Source organism: Alcaligenes sp. 1735tsa3 (assembly GCF_024134565.1).
Taxonomy (GTDB): domain Bacteria; phylum Pseudomonadota; class Gammaproteobacteria; order Burkholderiales; family Burkholderiaceae_B; genus Alcaligenes; species Alcaligenes phenolicus.
Map to the genome: position 1 here is coordinate 2,265,405 of NZ_CP099862.1, position 18,758 is coordinate 2,284,162.

At 55.3% G+C, this 18,758-nt stretch carries 18 protein-coding genes; 1 reads left to right on the forward strand and 17 read right to left on the reverse strand.

What is annotated here, in order from left to right; translation table 11 throughout:
* Positions 1-89 precede the first annotated feature (89 nt).
* The gene (locus NIZ92_RS10465; RefSeq protein ID WP_115633741.1) at positions 90-1,475 is read right to left on the reverse strand and encodes a dihydrolipoyl dehydrogenase; all 1,386 of its coding nucleotides are present in this window, start codon (positions 1,473-1,475) and stop codon (positions 90-92) included.
* 128 nt (positions 1,476-1,603) lie between these two features.
* Between NIZ92_RS10465 and NIZ92_RS10470 the strand changes: the two genes are divergently transcribed.
* On the forward strand, positions 1,604-2,020 hold the full coding sequence (locus NIZ92_RS10470) for a MerR family transcriptional regulator (RefSeq protein ID WP_254001888.1): 417 nt from the start codon (positions 1,604-1,606) through the stop codon (positions 2,018-2,020).
* A gap of 138 nt (positions 2,021-2,158) precedes the next feature.
* Here the strand turns inward: NIZ92_RS10470 and NIZ92_RS10475 are convergent, their stop codons facing one another.
* From NIZ92_RS10475 to NIZ92_RS10550, 16 genes are all read right to left on the reverse strand, one after another.
* Positions 2,159-3,445 carry a TRAP transporter large permease gene (locus NIZ92_RS10475; protein ID WP_088450107.1) on the reverse strand — a complete coding sequence of 429 codons (1,287 nt, stop codon included), beginning with the start codon at positions 3,443-3,445 and terminating at the stop codon, positions 2,159-2,161.
* 18 nt (positions 3,446-3,463) lie between these two features.
* On the reverse strand, positions 3,464-3,994 hold the full coding sequence (locus NIZ92_RS10480) for a TRAP transporter small permease (RefSeq protein WP_045929918.1): 531 nt from the start codon (positions 3,992-3,994) through the stop codon (positions 3,464-3,466).
* 54 nt (positions 3,995-4,048) lie between these two features.
* Positions 4,049-5,026: a TRAP transporter substrate-binding protein gene (locus NIZ92_RS10485; protein ID WP_045929919.1), complete on the reverse strand. Its 978-nt coding sequence runs from the start codon at positions 5,024-5,026 to the stop codon at positions 4,049-4,051.
* Positions 5,027-5,065: 39 nt separating this feature from the next.
* Complete coding sequence (locus NIZ92_RS10490; RefSeq protein ID WP_254001889.1) at positions 5,066-5,599, reverse strand: type II 3-dehydroquinate dehydratase; 534 nt, start codon at positions 5,597-5,599, stop codon at positions 5,066-5,068.
* Between the two features lie 26 nt (positions 5,600-5,625).
* Entirely contained in the window at positions 5,626-6,381 is a 756-nt protein-coding gene (locus NIZ92_RS10495; RefSeq protein ID WP_042480846.1) for an SDR family NAD(P)-dependent oxidoreductase, read from the reverse strand.
* A gap of 38 nt (positions 6,382-6,419) precedes the next feature.
* Entirely contained in the window at positions 6,420-7,166 is a 747-nt protein-coding gene (locus tag NIZ92_RS10500) for an SDR family NAD(P)-dependent oxidoreductase (protein WP_125304422.1), read from the reverse strand.
* A gap of 8 nt (positions 7,167-7,174) precedes the next feature.
* The gene (locus NIZ92_RS10505) at positions 7,175-8,008 is read right to left on the reverse strand and encodes an alpha/beta fold hydrolase (RefSeq protein ID WP_254001890.1); all 834 of its coding nucleotides are present in this window, start codon (positions 8,006-8,008) and stop codon (positions 7,175-7,177) included.
* Positions 8,005-9,231 (reverse strand): CaiB/BaiF CoA-transferase family protein, encoded by a 1,227-nt coding sequence (locus NIZ92_RS10510; RefSeq protein ID WP_254001891.1) that lies wholly within the window; start codon positions 9,229-9,231, stop codon positions 8,005-8,007. Before NIZ92_RS10510 ends, NIZ92_RS10505 begins: the two co-directional genes overlap by 4 nt.
* A complete protein-coding gene (locus NIZ92_RS10515; protein WP_254001892.1) occupies positions 9,228-10,034 on the reverse strand; it encodes an IclR family transcriptional regulator in 807 nt (268 codons plus the stop codon). The genes NIZ92_RS10510 and NIZ92_RS10515 overlap by 4 nt, the downstream gene beginning before the upstream one ends.
* A complete protein-coding gene (locus tag NIZ92_RS10520; RefSeq protein WP_254001893.1) occupies positions 10,031-11,176 on the reverse strand; it encodes a thiolase family protein in 1,146 nt (381 codons plus the stop codon). Before NIZ92_RS10520 ends, NIZ92_RS10515 begins: the two co-directional genes overlap by 4 nt.
* Position 11,177: 1 nt before the next feature.
* A complete protein-coding gene (locus NIZ92_RS10525) occupies positions 11,178-11,615 on the reverse strand; it encodes a Zn-ribbon domain-containing OB-fold protein (RefSeq protein WP_060185129.1) in 438 nt (145 codons plus the stop codon).
* Between the two features lie 18 nt (positions 11,616-11,633).
* Positions 11,634-12,464, reverse strand: a complete 831-nt coding sequence (locus tag NIZ92_RS10530; RefSeq protein ID WP_088450113.1) for an alpha/beta fold hydrolase — start codon at positions 12,462-12,464, stop codon at positions 11,634-11,636.
* Positions 12,465-12,683: 219 nt separating this feature from the next.
* On the reverse strand, positions 12,684-13,253 hold the full coding sequence (locus NIZ92_RS10535; protein ID WP_042480868.1) for a nitroreductase: 570 nt from the start codon (positions 13,251-13,253) through the stop codon (positions 12,684-12,686).
* A gap of 50 nt (positions 13,254-13,303) precedes the next feature.
* Positions 13,304-14,041 carry a pyridoxine 5'-phosphate synthase gene (gene pdxJ, locus NIZ92_RS10540; protein WP_009457072.1) on the reverse strand — a complete coding sequence of 246 codons (738 nt, stop codon included), beginning with the start codon at positions 14,039-14,041 and terminating at the stop codon, positions 13,304-13,306.
* Between the two features lie 55 nt (positions 14,042-14,096).
* Positions 14,097-15,560, reverse strand: coding sequence for an efflux transporter outer membrane subunit (locus NIZ92_RS10545; RefSeq protein WP_060185131.1), 1,464 nt, complete (start codon positions 15,558-15,560; stop codon positions 14,097-14,099).
* On the reverse strand, positions 15,560-18,754 hold the full coding sequence (locus NIZ92_RS10550) for an efflux RND transporter permease subunit (RefSeq protein WP_035271761.1): 3,195 nt from the start codon (positions 18,752-18,754) through the stop codon (positions 15,560-15,562). Before NIZ92_RS10550 ends, NIZ92_RS10545 begins: the two co-directional genes overlap by 1 nt.
* Between the last annotated feature and the right edge of the window lie 4 nt (positions 18,755-18,758).

An 18,758-nucleotide genomic window follows, 5' to 3' on the forward strand; every position in this document is an offset into this window, starting at 1 on the left:
ATGTCCAACTTTTGGCGGGCAGCTCACATAAAGGGTCAGGACTCTCGGGGCCAGAGCCCGAAAACGGGATCAAACCCGTGCAGGCTGACTTATTTGCCTCGCAAAGCAGATTGCGCACCGCGCAAGGCCGTACGCAAGCCCTCTTCCAATACGGGATGGTAGAACGGCATGGCCAGCATCTGATCCAGCGTCAGTCCCATCTGCAAGGACCAGGCCAGCAAGTGAGCAATATGTTCAGCTTGAGGCCCCACCATCTCGGCCCCCAGAAACTTGCCCGCCTTGTCCGCATAAACGTGCAACAAGCCACGGTTGACCAGCATCACGCGGGCACGGCCCTGATTGCCGAAGTTCACACTCCCTGTCACCGCGCCTTCTGGCAGGGATTTAAAGGGCGTGCCAACCACGGCCACCTGTGGATCCGTGAACATCACTGCCATGCGCGCACGACGCGCCATGGGCTCGTCCTGGCCATTGCTGACGGCCTGCAAAGCGGCCAGACGACCATCATCCGCTGCCTCGTGCAAGATAGGCGCACGCTGGTTCACATCACCGGCCAGATAAATAGAAGTGCCTTTCAGCTGCAGGCTGGCAGGGTCATACACTACTCGTCCTTTGCTATCCCACTGTGCAGGGGTATTGTCCAGCCCCAAATTATCCAACTGTGGTCTGCGGCCTGCGGCGCCGAGAACGTAGTCGTAATCCTCGACCAGTTCCTTGCCATCCACCTGCAAGCGCACGCGCGCCTTGCCATTGACGACTTCGCTGCCCAACACGGTTACGTCAGCGCGAATGTTCAGTTCCTGATTGAAAATCGCCCGTCCGGCTTCACGCACTTCGGGATCCGAAAGCCCAGCCAGGCTCTGGCTGCGGTTGATAATGGACACCTTCACGCCCACACGCGCCAGCGCCTGACCCAACTCCAGGCCAATCACGCCCGTACCGACAACCAGCACGCTTTCCGGCAAATCCGTCCAGTCAAAAACATCCTCGTTATTGATCAGCAAAGCCCCCAGCGGCTCCAGCTCCTTGGGGCGCACGGGTGTAGAGCCAGTGGCGATAATCACGTGCCCTGCGGTGATACGGGTATGGTCATCCACTTCCAGCACATGCTCGGACACAAAGCGGGCATGACCACGCACTTTGTCTTCGGCATCAAAGCCTTCCACATCGTCCACCACAAATTGCACAAAGCGATCCCGCTCGCGACGCACGCGATCCATGACCTCTTTGCCTTCAATGCGGATATTGCCGTCTACGTGAACACCGAAAGGAGCGGTATGGCGGGCATGATGGGCAGCGTCCGCTGCTGCGATCAGCAACTTGGATGGCATGCAGCCAACACGTGCGCACATGGTGCCATAGGGGCCTGATTCAATCATCAGCGTTCGTTTACCGGCACGTTTAGCCGTACGATACGCTGTCATGCCTGCTGTCCCCGCTCCAATCACGGCAACATCACACTGAATTTCTTTCATAACCGCTCCTTGAGTCCATACTAAGGCAATCAGGGGCCTGATGACCTGCCCGACCACCCGTTCTACAATGTGCAGAATTGACTCTTTCAATCATAACGCAGTCCCCTTGCACTGCCCGAGGAAAGCCCATGCTGATTAGTGAAGCGGCCCGCGTAACCGGCCTGACACCCAAAATGATCCGGCACTATGAAGATCTGGGACTCGTGAATAGTGACCGTGCCCCCAATGGCTACCGCGTCTACCAGGATCAGGACCTGGATACCTTGCACTTTATTGTTCGCGCCAAGGACCTGGGTTTCAATCTGGCGGACATTCAGCAGTTGACCAGCCTGTGGCGCGACCAGCAGCGTCCCAGCAGCGAGGTCAAGCAACTGGCTCAGGCACATATCAAGGATCTGGAAAGCCGCGCGGCCCTGCTGCTGGACATGGCCGCCAAGCTGCGTGTGCTGGCTGAACAATGCCAGGGGGACCAGCATCCTGATTGCCCCATCCTGGATGGTTTGGAAGGCGGCCATTGCTCCGGGTCGGTAAAAACCACAGCCTGAGCGCGGGCTCCTCCAGACACGTGCCCCGCTCGTCGGCATACTCCCCCGAATCTCTTAAACAAAGCGGTAAAAAAAATGCCTCTCAAACCTTCCAGAAGGCTTGAGAGGCAGCGGCATCGTGCCAAATCTCCAAATAGGCTAAGAACCAGCCACCACATTAGGCAGCCACACCGACACTTGCGGGAACAGGGTCAAGATAATGAGTACCAGCAAGGCCGTGAACAGGAAGGGAGCAATCCCCACCACACCCCGCTCCAACGAGATACGAGCCAGCAAGGACGAAATATTCAGGCACAAACCGGCTGGTGGTGTAATCAGACCAATACACAGGTTCACGACGGCAACCACGGTAAAGTGAGTCGGATCAATCCCCAGCTTCATCGCAATGGGATAGAGCACAGGAATCAACATCACCAGGGCGGCGTTGGTTTCCAGGAACATACCCACGATCAGCAACAGCACATTGACGAACAGCAGGAACACAAGCGGGTTGCTGATGTTTTCCAAAACAAAAGCTGAAATGGCTTCGGGAATACTGACATACGCCAACAGCCAGCTAAAGACACGCGCTGCTGCAACGATGATCATGATCACAGCGGTGGTATGAGCGGCGCCAACCAGGCTATCTACAAAGATTTTCCAGGTGATCTGACGGTACACCAGCGTCCCGACGACCAAGGCATAAATCACCGCCATGATGGCCGCTTCGGTAATGTTGAAAATACCGCTGCGAATGCCGCCCAGAATAAAGACTGGCAGCAACAAGGCAAAGGCCGAGTTCTTAAAGGTAATCCAGATTTCCCGGCCTGAGGCTTTGCCTTGCGTTGGGAAATTATTACGCTTGCTGATCCACCAGCTCATCACCAGCATGGACAGCATATACAGAATGCCTGGTACCACACCGGCCAAGAACAAGGTCGTGATGGACTGGCCTGTCAGTACGGCCACCACAATAAATGGGATGGAAGGCGGGATGATGGGAGCCACCACGTTCGCGGCTGCAATGACGCCGCCCGCAAAACCGGGTGGATAGCCAGAGCGGATCATGGCAGGAATCATGATACGGCCCAGAGCACTGGTATCTGCCACGGCCGAGCCGGAGATCCCGGCAAACATGCCCGAGGCCAGCACGCCGCTCATGGCCAGGCCACCTTTGAAACGGCCCAACAAGGCATTGGCAAAATCCAGCAGTCGACTGGTCAGGCCACCGGAGGTCATCAGGCTACCGGCCAGAACAAAGAACGGAATGGCCAGCAAGGAAAAACTGTCCAGTCCGCTGAACAATTGCTGAGGAACCGCCATCAAGCTGATATCACCCAGTGCCACCAAAGCAGCCAGAACGCCCGCCGTGATGGCAAAGCCGATCGGCATGCCAATCAGCATGAGAATGAGCGTCAGAAGGGTAATTAAGGTTACGGTGATCATAAAAAGTGTTTTCCGTACTTAGGGGTGCTCGTCGATGCTGCCAGATGTCCAATCAGGCTGACTGCCCAAGCGGATTAACAGCAAAATCACCACGCACAAGCCCATTCCCAGCCACAGGGACGCATAGACCCAGGACATGGGGATATCCATCGCTGCCGAGAGCTGAACCGCGTTGATTTGCGCAAACTCCCAACCGTAGTAGGTGATGCTGAGCAAGGTCGCCAGCATCAGCAGGTCGCGAATAATCAAGACGCGTCGTTTGAGCTTGCTTGAGATGTGGTCCAGAAAGATCGTGACTGTCACGTGACCACTGCGGCGCAATACCGCTGCACTGCCCAGCAAGGAAATCCAGACCATCAAGAAGCGAGCAACTTCCTCACTCCAGGAGGACATATCTTTCAGGACGTAGCGAGAGAAGATCTGCCATGCAATAACCGCACACATCACAAACATCATGCTGCCGATAATCCAATCCAGCGCCTTTTCAATAACAGACGCGCTTTTATCGGCCCAATTTTCTGTTTTGGTCGGTACGTTGTTAGTTGTCATAACTTTTACCTGTGGGGTCGGGACATGAGGGTGACGCATGTCCCGATCTTTTCATTATTGAACGGCGCGGATTTTATCCAGCCAAACCTGCAGCTCGGGGAACTCTGCATCCATGGCTTTAATCTTGGTCGCAAAGGCTTCGCGGTCGACCGCGTTAAATGCCATGCCTTTTCCGATCAGAAACTGCTTCATGTTTTCTTCTTCCACGATCATGCGATCCGTGGCTTCCTTCATGACACGCTCGCCCTCTTCCTGCAGAATCTGACGTGTTTCCTCAGGCAATTTCTTGAAGTAGGCGTCCGAGTAGATCAAGGTCATGGCGCCGATGGTGTGCTGGGTTTCAGCCACGTTCTTTTGAACCTCGAACAGATTGACGTTCTTGATCACTTCCAGGGGGTTTTCCTGACCATCAATCATGCCGTGCTGCAGGGAAGTGAACAGCTCAGCCATGCCCATCGGCACCGGGCTGGCACCCAGCGTGGTCCAGGTGCTGCGATACATGCGCAGTGGTGGGACACGCATTTTCAGGCCATGCAAATCGTCCGGGTTTTGAATCACCCGGTTCGAGGTCAGGTAGCGAGCGCCACGATAGGCCGCCCCCACCAGCTTGAACCCGCTTTCCTTGGCGATCTGGTCATACAGTTCCTGGCCGACTGGGCCGGTATAAACCGCACGGTAGTGATCCATATCGCGAATCAGGTAGGGGTAAGCTTCGACACCAGCCGATTTTGCATAGCGGTCCAGTGCTCCTACACTTTGCAGCACAATGTGGTTGGTACCCATGCGCAAACCTTCGATGGACTGGGGCCAGTCACCGGTCAAGCCATTGGCGTCGATATTGATCTTGATTTTCCCGCCCGAACGCTCTTCAACAGCAGCCTTGAAGCGCTCTGCTGTTTGCCCCCAGTGGTCCTGGGCAGCATAAATATGCGCAAACTTCAGCGTAACGGGTTTAATTTCTGCCTGAGCGGCAACACTGCTGAACAAGCCAACAGCGGCAAAAACGGTAGCGAGTAGAGAAAACTTTTTCATGTCTTCCTCCGTATTAATCGTTATATGAAAAGAGGTGGACTACTGACCTGAAGGACGGCCCAAGAAGCTCTGATCATCCAGAGCCAGGGTCATGGCGGTCAGGGCAGCCAGATAGCTGTAATGACGCATGCCCATGCAAATGCCAGTAGCGGTATGGGTGAAGCTGGACTGAATGCTGCCACCGCCCAAACCACGGGCCGCGCCTGCACTTGCAGCAATATTCGAGAAGTGAACTTCCATCACGGGCAACTCAGTGTCTTCCAGGGCATGACGCACACCTTCCCCAATCGTGGTCAGGCCAGCGGGATTGATCAGGTAGCCATCTACCCGATGAGCGGACTCGTGGATGTATTCCAAAATATCGCCCATGTGGTTGGATGAAAAACTTTCTACCTCTACACCCAACTGCTCACCAAAGTTGCGCACACACTCCTTGAGCGCGTCCAGGGACTGAATGTTTCCATAGACTTTTTTGCTGCGCTTACCCAGGCTCGACATGTTCGGGCCATCAATCACAGCGATAAGGTGTTTGCGGTTGGAAGAACGGGTGATGGTGAAGTTATGTGCACTCATGTTTGGAAGCCTCTTGCCAAGTGGAATTAGTTAAAACGCAGACCAGCATCCACATTCAGTGTCTGACCAGTGATGTATTTGCTTTCATCGGAAGCCAGGAACATGGTGGCGCCGATCATGTCGCTGACATCCCCTTTGCGCTTCAGGGTTTGGGCAGCGATGATGGCGTCCCATTGCTCTGGACGAATGGTGTCGCGTGGCACTTCGGTCACAATGCCGTGCGGGCTGATGGCATTGACGTTGATGCAGTATTCACCCAGCTCGGTAGCCAGGGCGCGGGTCAAAGCGACAACCGCCCCTTTGGAGGCCACGTAGTGCGCGTAATTCGCACGGCCCGTAACCACAACGCTGGAGGAAATATTGATGATCTTGCCGCTTTGCTGTTGCTTCATGAAGGGCGATACCGCCTTGATGCAGTTAAAGACACCACGGGCATTAACGCCCATCACAAAGTCCCACTCGTCTGCGTCGATTTCTTCAAATGGCTTCATTTTCAGAGTCGAGAAAACGGCCGCATTGTTAATCAGCACGTCTACTGTGCCGAAGGCTTTGACTGCCTGCGCAACCATCTCGGCCGTACTCTTGTCATCGGACACATCAACTTTGACGGCCAGGGCCTGACCATTTTCTGCCTGAATTTCTGCTGCAACAGCCTGTGCTTTTTCGATGTTCAAATCAGCAACCACCACCGCAGCACCTGCCTTGGCAAATTCTTGCGCGTAGGCACGACCAATCCCTTGGCCCGCTCCGGTGATAATCACGGTTTTATTTTCAAATCTCACGATAGTTCCTTCTTTGATTGGTATGGGTATGAATGTGTTCAGGCAGGCATACGCAAGGTAGCCATACCACCATCAATATTGATGATGGTGCCGGTGTAGGACAGCGCACCCGGATGGGCAACGTGGGCAACCAGGCGAGCCACCTCCTCGGGCTGTACCATTTGCCCGGTGGGTTGGCGACGGTGAAACTCATTGCGCTTGGCCACCGGATCGCTAGTGCGATTGGCCAGCTCGGTCATGAAGGGGGTGTCTACGGTGGCGGGGGCAATGCCCACTACGCGAATCTGCTCGGCAATCAAATCGGCGGACATGGCCAGCGTCATGGACTGGATCGCCCCTTTGCTGGCTGAATACAGCGCACGCTCGGGCAAACCATTGATCGCGGTGCAGGAAGACATATTGACGATCACAGCATTTTTCGACTGACGCAAATACGGCAAACACGCACGCGTACTACGCATATAGCCCAGCACGTTGATGTTAAAAATCCGCAGCCAGTCTTCGTCACTGCCATCTTCTATCGTGCCCACAAAGCTCACACCGGCGTTGTTGACCAAGACATCAATACGACCCTGTTCCTGGGCAAACCCGGCCAGCGCTCGATTCAAGGACTCCTGATCGGTCACATCGGCAATCAAAGCCGTAACCCCTTCCGGGATGCCCTCAGGCTGACGGTCAATGCCGCCAACAATGGCGCCCAGTTCCAGCAGGTGCTGGCATACAGCCTGGCCTATGCCTGCTGCGGCACCTGTGACAACAACAATTCGGCCTGTAAAGTCTGACATAAGCGTTCCTAGCGAAAATGTGTGGTGCCAGATGCCTTGAAATGCGCCAATAACAAGGCCATCAAGGTATCGGGCGGGGTCAGCGGCAACATGTGCCCTCCCCCATCAAGAATGTGCAAGGCTGTCTGTGTCCTGCCCGCCTTGTGCAAGGCATCCAGGATGATCTGCATGGCACTGGCGGGCGTAGACAGATCCTGACTGCCCGTCAGCAGCAAAGTGGCCGGCAAGTGCGCCGCCAGCTCACCGTACCCGGAAAACTGGGCAAGACTTTGCCAACTGCTCAGCAATGTCTGCACCGGAACCAGGCTGAGCTGTTGCTCTGCGTACTGCATGGCCTGGGCTAGCTCAGGGCTGGTCTCCAGGCCACCAAACCAGCGCTGCATGGTGGTCTCTACAATGGTTTGACGACTTTCATGCTGCATGGCCTGGGCCCGCTCACCAAAGACCGCCAAGCCCATTGGCGGGCTGGCGACAATGCTCAGGCTTTGCACCTTTTTAGAGGGACGATCGTCCAGCCTGGCCGCTGCCAACGCCGCAATCACCCCACCAATCGAATGCCCCAGCAAATGAACCTTGTCAAAAAGGCAGGATTCCACCACCTTGACGGCATCGTCCACCAAGGTATCCAGGTCAAACTGCGATAACGCAGCGGCCGAGCCATGGCCTCGCAGGTCGTAACTCAGACACGGATAATCGGCAGCCAAGTGGCTGAACAGTGCGTTAAAGGAACGCGCATCAACCCCGATGGAGTGCAAGGCAATGACACATTCATCGCCGCTCGTGCCCTTCTGCGCAACGAGCAAGGACCCAGGGTAGGGAAGCCTGGCCAATGGGGTCGTCATGCTTGGCTACACGTGCTGTTCAACAAAACGCCTTTACTTTGTAAAGACGACACGGCCTCAGCAGACAGGCTTAACCACTCACCCAACACGCGTGCATCATCCTCGCCCTTCCTGGGAGGGAAACGAGATGGAGTGGCTTCGGCGCCCACAAATTTGATGGGGTTTCCAACGACCTCAATACTGTGATCTTCATTTTGAAGGGCCAGAATCATGCTGCGTTCTGAATCGCGTGCATGTGCCAATGCCTCTGGCACGGACTGGATCAGCGCAACCGGGACACTGTGTTCTTCCAATAGTGGAATCCAATAAGCAGCCGCCTGTGTCGCGAAAGCGCTTTCAAGCTGCTCCCACAAGGCATGTTTGTTTTTCAGGCGACTGGCACCAGTCTGGAAGCGTTCATCATCAAGGAGCGACTCCAGGCCCAGTACACGACACAAGCCTTGCCACATTCTCTCGGTATTGGCCGTCACCACCAACTCGCGGCCATCACCTCCCCGGAAAGAGCGGTAGGTAGGAATAGAGTCATGCTTGGCCCCCTGGGGAGCGGGCGTCACTCCCGCAATCAAGGCATAGGCACTTTGATAAGACAGCATGGCCAACTGGCAATCCAGCATCGCCACATCCACAATCCGGCCTTTACCGGTACGTTCCCTGTCGGCCAGGGCGGCATTGATGGCGATAGTCGCGTACAAGCCAGCGACCGTATCACCGGCTGGAATGCCCAAACGTACGGCTGGTCTGCCTTCTTCGCCGGTCAGGCTCATGACGCCTGACAAGGCTTGCACAATCATGTCGTAAGCAGGTTTGTCACGGTCCGGGCCGGTTTGCCCAAAACCACTAATGGACGCCCAGACCAGACCGGGGTGTTCTTCACACAAGGCTTGTGGGTCCAGGCCCAGACGGGCCGCCACGCCCGGGCGGTAATTTTCCACAACCACATCCGCTTTCAGGATCAGTTGTCGAACCAGGTCCAGCCCTTCAGCGGTTTTCAGATTTACCGCCAAACTGCTTTTATTGCGATTAATACTCAGATAGTAAGCACTATCCTCACCCACGAAATGGGGGGGAATACTGCGACTGGAGTCACCTTCCGGTGCCTCGATCTTGACCACTTCAGCCCCCAGATCCCCCAGCACTTGTGTGCAGAAGGGGCCGGACAAAAAGGTAGTGAGGTCGATGACCTTATAGCCTGCCAGGGGCTGCGCGGTAGCGGTATGACTCATAATTTGGTTTTTCTATGTCGGTATCCGAACATCTCGGACAGTTTTTCGGCATGATGAATAACGGCAGCGGTAATGGCACTCAAACCTGCGCTGGGCACACGGGTGGTGGGCATAGTCAAACAAATACAGCCCACAATGCCGTGGTTATCAAAAACAGGTGCAGCAACCCCACGTGCATCAGGCAACTTCTCGCTCATGCTGTGGGCATAGCCGTTCTGGCGCACTTCGCTCAGCTCTGCCAGGAGCGACTCCAAAGCAGGCAAAGGTGCATCTTGCGCCGGAGAGGTCTCGGCCTTGGCATGCACACGCTCTATCGTGTCCTGATCCAGATACGCCAAAATAGCCTTGCCGGAAGCCCCCCAAACCAGGGACATGGGCTTGTGCAAATCAATCTGATATTGCAGCTTGTGCTCGCCTCGTGCGATGGCGGCAAAACTCATGGCCGACTCGCTGACGGCATACGTGCCAAACAGGACCGTCTCGTTGAACTCGGAAGCAATCTCGTCCAGCGATTTTTGTGCCAATGCAGGCTTGGATTCAGCGCTCATCACTTGCGCCGCTACTCGATAAAATTCAGGCCCAATGCTGTACAAACCACTTCCACCACTGACCACCGCAACAAAATCATCTTTACGCAGCAGATTCAGCAAGCGGTGAGCTGTTGAAGGGGCCAGGCCCATTTGCTCGGACACTTGCTTGACGGTTACCGGGCCGTTGGACTCTGCCAAGACAGCCAATAACTGAAGCGCACGGCTTACGGTTCCGGTTGAACTAGTAGAGGTGGACGTGTTTTGTGTGGTCATATCTGGGCTTCAAAAATATGGATTGCACAAGCACCATGATCAAGGCCCGCAATACCGCCACCCGTGACGTGAGTCATGGCGTAGCGAGCATCAGGAACCTGACGTTCTCCGGCTTGGTGTGTCAGTTGCCAGTACATTTCCACGGCTTGGGCCACACCGCTTGCTCCCACTGGGTGACCCTTGGCCAGCAAACCGCCACTGGGGTTCACCACCACATCACCGCCGTAGGTACTACGGCCATCCAGCAGAAACTGAGCAGACTGCCCGACCTCACACAAACCTAGTGCTTCGTAATAAATAAGTTCGGCGATTGTAAACGCGTCATGCAGCTCAACCGCATCCAGATCCTTGGCTGTAATCCCCGCCATCTTGTAGGCGTCGCGGGCGGATTCCGCCGAAATCTCGGGACGAGTCATGTCGCGAAAACCGCTGGTCGCCTGACCGGAATGCAGCACCGACGCAGCGACCCGCATGGCAGGTTTCTGCAAGCGTTTCAGGGCACGCTCGGACACCATGATCAAGGCTGCCGCGCCGTCACCCGTAGGGCAACATTGCAGCAAGGTCAGCGGGTCACAAATAGGACGAGATGCCAGCACCTGTTCCACCGTCAGCGGATCACGATACTGTGCATAGGGATTATGTTTACTGTGTGTGCGAGCCTTGATGGAGACTTGCGCCAGAACTTCTGGCCCCAGATTGCGTTCATGCAGGTAACGACGAGCACGCATGCCATACACTGCAGGCATCACCAAGCCCTGCTGGACCTCGGGATCCTCCTGCACCAAAGGCAAGGTGCCTCCGCCAAACTGCGTCAGCTTGTCCACACCGATCACCAGCACGATATCGTGTCGACCAGCCTGGATATCTTTCCACGCCAAGTGAATGGCCGTGGCCCCACCCGAGCAGGCGTTATCGCAATTGACGACAGGCACTGTACCAATACCGATTTCCTTGACCAGACGCTGTCCCGTCAACATGCCACCAAAGGCGTGGCCGCAAACAACAGCATCAATATCCTGAGCCTGTACACCGGCACTGGCCATCGCGTTAAGGATTGCGGGCAAGGCCAAACCGGTATAGCTGGATTCTTTATGACGAGCCATGGGAATCATGGCCGCACCGACTACATATGCTTCACTCACCTTACTTCTCCGCCGACATAGGAGTTACAAACCAGTCATTGCCATCGGTGGCAGTACTGACAGGCATATCGCAATACAAGGCGCTCAGGTCTTCACAACGTACGTGTGCCAAAACACGAACTCCGTTAGGAAAATCTACATATCCCAAGGTGTAAGGCGTGGGACGCGACGCGGAAACATAAATGGTGGAAAAACTGTAGAGCTTTCCAAATGGGCCAAAAAACATGTCTTGCATGTCTCGAGCACCCGTTTCCATACACACTTCACGGACAGGAAAAGCCTTGCTGCCGCTGGAACGGCTCTGGCTGCCACGCAACAAGACCGCTCCATCTTCAATAACAAACTGGCTAGCCTGGTCTGACGCAATATCTCGTATCGGCTGTGCATTTGCACCGAAAGCCATCGCCGTCGGCAGCTCAGTAGATTCAGTAACTGGCATGAATTAATCCTTGCAGCATTAATTAACTTGATTCCAAAAATTCTCAATTTGCAGTGCGAAGGCTTCGGGCACTTCAACCGGCGCCGTGTGACCGGACTGCTCAAATACCGTATGTGTGCTGTGTGGAAGCAAGCTGTGCATATGCTCCATATCAGCGGGCTTTTTAGCTCTGTCCAAAGCACCGCTGATCAACAAATGAGGGGTGGTATTGCCTGCCAAAAGAGACTGATAGTCAGGACGGGCAAACACGCCATTGACTGAGTGGGCAATGCTGGGAGGCAAATGTGTGAAGTAGTCGCGCCACTGCTCCTGCTGAGCCTGAGCAGCAAGGTCTGTGCTTGCCAGAAAGGCGTCTCCAAACATGGTTTGCAGCAAGGCCGAGACATAGGGTGCGCCGCCATCCCGACGCAGTTGCGCTTCCAGTTGGTCAAAGCGCTCTTTCTGCTGTTCTGCCATCGAGGTGCAGCAAGACAGGACAGCAGAACGGACCAACTGAGGTGCGCGCTGCATCAGCTCCTGAGCCACGTAACCTCCCATCGAGCTACCCACTACATGCAAGGAAGAAATCCGCAGTGCTTGGGCCAGGAACGCGTAGTCCTGTGCCAACTGATGCATGGTGGCGGGCTTCTGGCCTGCGGTGCTCAAGCCCTGATTACGATGATCCGGGCAAATAATGTGCCATTCGTTTTGCAACGCCTGAATCACGGGCAGGAACATGCCTCCATTGAAAAACAGGGAGTGCAGCATGAGCACGGATGGACGAGATGCGCTGGGCTGCCCAATTTCTGCGTAATGCAGTTCGGCCCCATCGGGAAGCATCAAGTGCTGTGTGCTGACTTGTTTCATCATTTTCCTGTTTATATTCCGTTTAACGGAATGTCATTCTAATGTATGGAATAATAATAAAAGCGTGGTTAGGTTCATGCCTATCAGTACAAACCCTAGGGCACAAAAAAAGCCCGAATCCAGAAAGGATTCAGGCTATTTAAAACGTTCCAAAGCAATCACCACTCCGGGTGATGCCATGGAAACAGCGCTATTTTAGAACCGGTTCATCATCAGCCAGACTCAAGCAGCTTGCCACTCCGTCACAAACTTTTGTGGCTCGGGACGCTGGGCAGGACCCAGATTGTGAATAGGCGTGCCCACCGACACAAAGCCCAGGAACTGGTAATCCAGGGAATCGAAGCCCAGGGCTTCAGGAACTTCTTCACCATAGGTGCCCAGGCCAGTGCTCCAGAAAGCACCAAAGCCCAACTGGTGAGCAGCATGCAGCATATTGCTGACGGCTGCGCCCGTTGCCAGGACACGCTCCAGTTCAGGGATTTTTTCTTCACCATGATCGATGTGGCTGGCTACAGCAATCAGCATGGGCACTTTGGCCAGCCAGGCGCGGACGCTGGCAGCTTTCTGCTCGGTCAAGGGATTACCGGCGCGCTCATTGGCGGCAATGGCCAGTTCGCCCAGAGCCTGCACGTTTTCACCGCGGATCAGGCAAAAGCGCCAAGGCTGCAAACGACCATGGTCAGGAGCGACCATGGCAGCGCGCAAAATCAGGTCCAGCTCTTGCTCGTTCGGCCCGGGGCCTTGCACCAGCTTGATGGAGCGGCGGGACAATAGGGAATCAATGGTACTCATAGTGCTTCCAGAATCAGTTAAGAGTGCCCTGCCCAGATGGCAGGGCTCAGTCAGGCTTGAGCAGGAGCGCCCGCTTGCACCAGCAGGGCTTTCATGTCGCGCACGGCTTTTTCCCAACCGTCAAAGACAGCCTGGGCAACAATGGCGTGACCAATATTAAGCTCCGTCAGCCCCGGCAAGGCGGCAATCGCTTGTACGTTGCCGTAGTGCAGGCCATGACCCGCATTCACACGCAGACCTTGCGACACACCTTGAGCAATACCGGCACGGATACGTTCCAGTTCGCTGGCGGCCTGCTCGGGCGTTTGAGCATCCGCATAGGTGCCGGTGTGCAGTTCGATCACGGTGGCACCCACGTCGCTGGCGGCTCGGATTTGCGCCGGGTCGGCATCAATGAACAGCGAAACGCGAATACCGGCAGCCTGCAATTGCTGCACAGCAGCCTTGACCTGGTCCAGATGACCGACCACATCCAGACCACCTTCGGTCGTCAGTTCAGCACGGTGTTCGGGAACCAGGCAGACATCGTCCGGTTTGATACGGCAGGCAATGTCCAGCATTTCGGTGGTGATGGCGCATTCCAGATTCATCCGGGTACGCAGTACGGGGCGCAGGGCCTCGACGTCGGCATCCTGAATATGACGCCGGTCTTCACGCAGATGTAAGGTGATCAGGTCCGCTCCGGCTTCTTCTGCTCGCAAAGCGGCCTGAATTGGATCAGGGTATGTGGTCAGACGCTGCTGGCGCAGCGTCGCCACATGATCGATATTGACGCCCAGTTCTAACATTCCCCAAGGACCTCCGTAGTTTCAGGGATGAATGACCAGACGTATTATCGCCTGTTTACTCCGGTGCTGTCCCAGTGGCCTGGGTCTTTGTTTCAGGCTTGACGGTTTCAGCTGTCCAGCCGCCACCCAAAGCCTTGTACAACTCGACCCGGTTCATCAGGGATGCCAAGCCAGTCTGAATATAGGCTTGACGCGTACCGTACAGGCTGACTTCCGCCGTTTGCACCTGCAGGAAGCTGTCTATACCCACTTCGTAACGCAGCTTGGCCAGACGCAAGCTTTCGCTGGCAGCCTGATCAACCTCTTGCAAGGCGTCGATCTGCTGACCGTAGGTGGCTTCGCCCGCCAGAGCATCAGCCACTTCGCGGAAGGCTTCCTGAATGGTTTTTTCATACTGGCTGATCGCAATGTCACGACGAGCCTCGGCCAGATCCAGATTGGCCCAGGTACTGCCCGAGAGCAGCGGCATGGTAATTTGCGGCTGGAACTGCCAGTAACGGTTACCCGAACTGAACAGACCACCCAGCTCGGGGCTCATGAAGCCCAGCAGACCGGTCAGGCTCAGACGCGGGAAAAAAGCAGCGCGTGCTGCACCGATGCTGTAGTTGGAACCACGCAAGACGTGCTCGGCGGCCAGGATGTCAGGACGACGCTCCAGCAACTCGGCCGACAACCCTACAGGCAAGCTAGGCATCAGCTGAGCACGGGTAAAGGGCAAGCCTGCTGGCAAGTCAGCCGGTATTTCACCGCCCAACAAAACCTGCAAGGCATTGAGTGCACGCTGACGATCACGCTCGACAGCCTGCATATCGGAACGCACGGTGTTGTATTGCACCTTGGCCTGGTTCAGGTCCAGCGCCGACACCGTACCGGCATCGTAAGAAGACTGCACCAGGCGCAATGTCTCTTGACGGCTGCGCAAGGTATTGCTCATCAAAGCATGCAGTTCTTCGGCCGTACGCACCTTGAAGTAGGCTTCGGCGGTGCCCGCCACCAGGGCGATATGGGCGGTACGTTGAGCCTGCTCGGTGGCAAAGTACTGTTCTTGAGCAGCACGGGCCAGATCACGCACTCGACCAAAGAAGTCCAGCTCGAAAGCAGTGATACCGACACCGGCCTGGAACGTACGGGTTACGGGGGCCGAATTTGGGCCACCTGGACGCAGTTCAGCCGGTGTGTGGGTGGCCTGCTCGGCCGCCTGCACACCAATGCTGGGCAACTGGTCACTGCGTGCCACGCCGTATTGCGCGCGAGCTTCCTCGATGCGCTGGGTGGCAATACGCAGATCGCGGTTATTCTCCAGAGCCTGCTCGATCAGGGCATGCAGACGCGGATCCGTAAAGAATTCACGCCAGCCCAGATCAGCAGCCTGTGCCGCATCCGCCTGGCCCTGCTGGGCCAGAGGGAATTGTGCAGGCACAGGGGAATCAGGACGCTCGTACTTCGGTGCCAAGGAGCAAGCCGACAAGGCAAACGCCACGGCCAGCACCAAGGGGCTACGTAAAAACATGCTAGACATCAGTGCTGTCCTCCTTGCGAACCGGCCGGCTGTGCAGCTTGTTTGGCCTGTTCTTCCTCGTGCAATCGGGCGGCTTCGCCAAACAGACGAGGTTTGGTTTTAAAGAGCTTAAGGATCACGACAAAGAAGGTCGGCACCAAAAGAACCGAGAGAGGTGTGGCCGCGATCATGCCCCCTAGCACACCCAAACCCACGGCATTTTGACCTGCCGCCCCAGCACCTGTAGACACAGCTAGAGGAGCCACACCCAACACAAAGGCGAACGAAGTCATCAAAATCGGCCGGAAACGTAAGCGGGCGGCCTCCAACGTTGCGTCAACCAAGGTTGCACCACGTGCGTAAGCATCTTTGGCAAACTCAACGATCAGAATTGCGTTCTTTGCTGATAGACCGATCACCGTCACGATACTGACCTGGAAATACACGTCATTAGGCATTCCCAAACCAGAGACCAGCAGCACTGAGCCCAACATGCCCAACGGCACAGCCAGCATCACTGATAGCGGGATAGCCCAGCTTTCATACAAGGCGGCCAGGATCATGAACACAACCAGTACAGCCAAGCTCAGCAAGATACCTGACTGACCAGCAGCCTGACGCTCTTGATAAGACAAGCCAGTCCAGTCCACCCCTAATCCATTGGGCAATTGCTTCATCAGATTTTCCATTTCCTCCATGGCTTGACCCGAGGTATAGCCAGGAGCAGGACCACCACTGATGCGGACGGATTCGTAACTGTTATAGCGCACAATCTGTACCGGCCCCTGCTCTGTCGTCTGAGTGACAAAAGCCGAAAGCGGGACCATCTTGCCTTCGCTGTTGCGAGCATTGAGCTTGAGCACATCATCAATAGTCATGCGATATGGCGCATCGGCTTGCACCCAAACACTCTGTACACGACCTTGGTTAGTGAATTTGCCCACAAAGGACGAACCTAAAGAGCCAGCAATCAAGGCAGATGCCTCATTGAAGTTGACACCCAAAGCAGCCGCTTTTTCACGATCAATTTCCAGACGGATCTGCTTGCCAGGTCCTAAGCCAGTGATACGCACGCTTTGCGGGTCAAACACAGGACTTTGCTTGGCCAAACTCAATAGTTGGTCGGCGGCTGCCATCAAAGCGTCGTGCCCCATGCCAGAACGGTCCTCCAACCGCATATCAATACCCGAGGAGTTACCCAGAGCAGAGATAGCGGGCGGCACGATCGCAATCACCATGGAATCAGGCAGACCGAACAGCAATTGGCCCATGGCCTTGCCTGAAATGGCTTGAGCCGAGTTTTCCTTGCCTTTACGTTCGTTGAAGTCTTTCAAGGGCACAAAGGCAATAGCCGAGTTCAAACCACTACCGTTAAAGCTGAAGCCCTGAACGGCAATGATATTTTCAACCTGAGGCTGCTCCTTGAAGTAGTTCTCTACCGCGGAGATGGTTTCAATTGTACGGTTGGCCGTCGAACCGGCTGGCAGCTCGATGTTAGCAATCACGTAGCCCTGATCTTCTTCGGGCAAAAACGCGGTCGGCATGCGCATGTACAGGAAGCCCAACACCAGCACCATGATCAGGTAGATGAACATCATCCGGCCACCACGACGCAGAGTCTTACCGATAAAGCTCTCGTAGCCGTTGGTGGTACTGGTAAAAACACGATTAAACCAGCCAAAGAAACCGCGCTTGGTTTCGTGATGACCCTTTGGAATCGGTTTAAGCAAGGTTGCGCACAAGGCAGGAGTAAATGTCAATGCCAAAAGCCCGGAAAAGCCAATTGACACCGCCATGGCAACCGAGAACTGCCGGTAGATCACACCCACCGAGCCAGACATAAATGCCAAGGGCAGGAAAACCGCCGACAACACCAAGGTAATACCGACAATAGCGCCACTAATCTGCGGCATAGCTTTCTTGGTGGCTTCCTTAGGAGAGATCCCCTCCTCGACCATGATACGTTCGACGTTCTCCACCACCACGATCGCGTCGTCCACCAAAATACCAATGGCTAACACCATCGCAAACATGGTGAGCACGTTCACAGACATGCCTAACACCTGCATTACCGCGAACGCACCCAAAATCGCCACTGGCACTACCAATGCGGGAATTACCGTATAGCGTACGTTCTGCAGAAACACGTACATCACGATAAATACCAGCACCATGGCTTCCAGCAAGGTGTACACCACCTGTGTAATGGACTTATCCACGTAGGGCGAAGTGTCGTAAGGAATATCGTAACGTACGTTTTGGGGGAAAAACTCCGACAGTTTTTCCATTTCGACCTTAATAGCCGCTGCGGTATCCAAGGCGTTAGCCTCAGGCAATAAGGAAATAGCAAAAGCGGCCGTAGGCTTACTATTCAGACGAGCGCCAAACTGATAGTTATCTGCCCCCACTTCCACACGCGCGACATCTTTAATGCGCACGGTCGAACCATCAGGCTGCGAGCGCAGAATGATATTTTCAAACTCTTCGACCGTTTGCAGTTGACCATTCACCGTAATAGGCGCAGCTACTCGTTGACTGTCCGGATTAGGAGGGCCGCCCAAAATACCAGCCGACACCAGCATGTTCTGCTGACGAATCGCCGTAGTAACGTCTGAGGGGCTCATCTGGAAGCCCACTAACTTGGCAGGATCCAACCAAACGCGCATTGCCCGACCCGAAGCAAATAGCTGGAATCGAGCCACGCCAGGAACACGAGAAATCGTGTTCTTGATATTGCGCTCGATGTAATCAGCTAAAGCAGTCTGGTCCATGCTGCCGTCTGTCGACGACAGGGTAGCCACCAGCAGAAAACCGGTACTGGACTGTTCGACATGCAGACCTTGCTCCATAACTGCCGTCGGCAAGGACGCGGTAATGTTGCTGACCCGGTTCTGGACGTCCACCTGAGCCATGTCAGGATTGGTGCCAGGACGGAAAGTAGCGGTGATTTCGGTCGAGCCGTAGGAGTCACTGACGGACTCGTAATACAGCAGGCCTTTGGCACCGTTCAACTGATCTTCGATCACACTGGCTACCGTGCTGGCGACGTCTTCCGCCGTTGCGCCTGGATAGGTCGCCCGAATGGTGACCGAAGGGGGTGCCACATCGGGATACTGCGCTACTGGCAAATTGGGCAAAGCCAATAAGCCAAATAGCGTGATCGCCAAGGCAACGACCCATGCAAAAATGGGCCTTTCAATAAAAAACTGAGGCATGTCG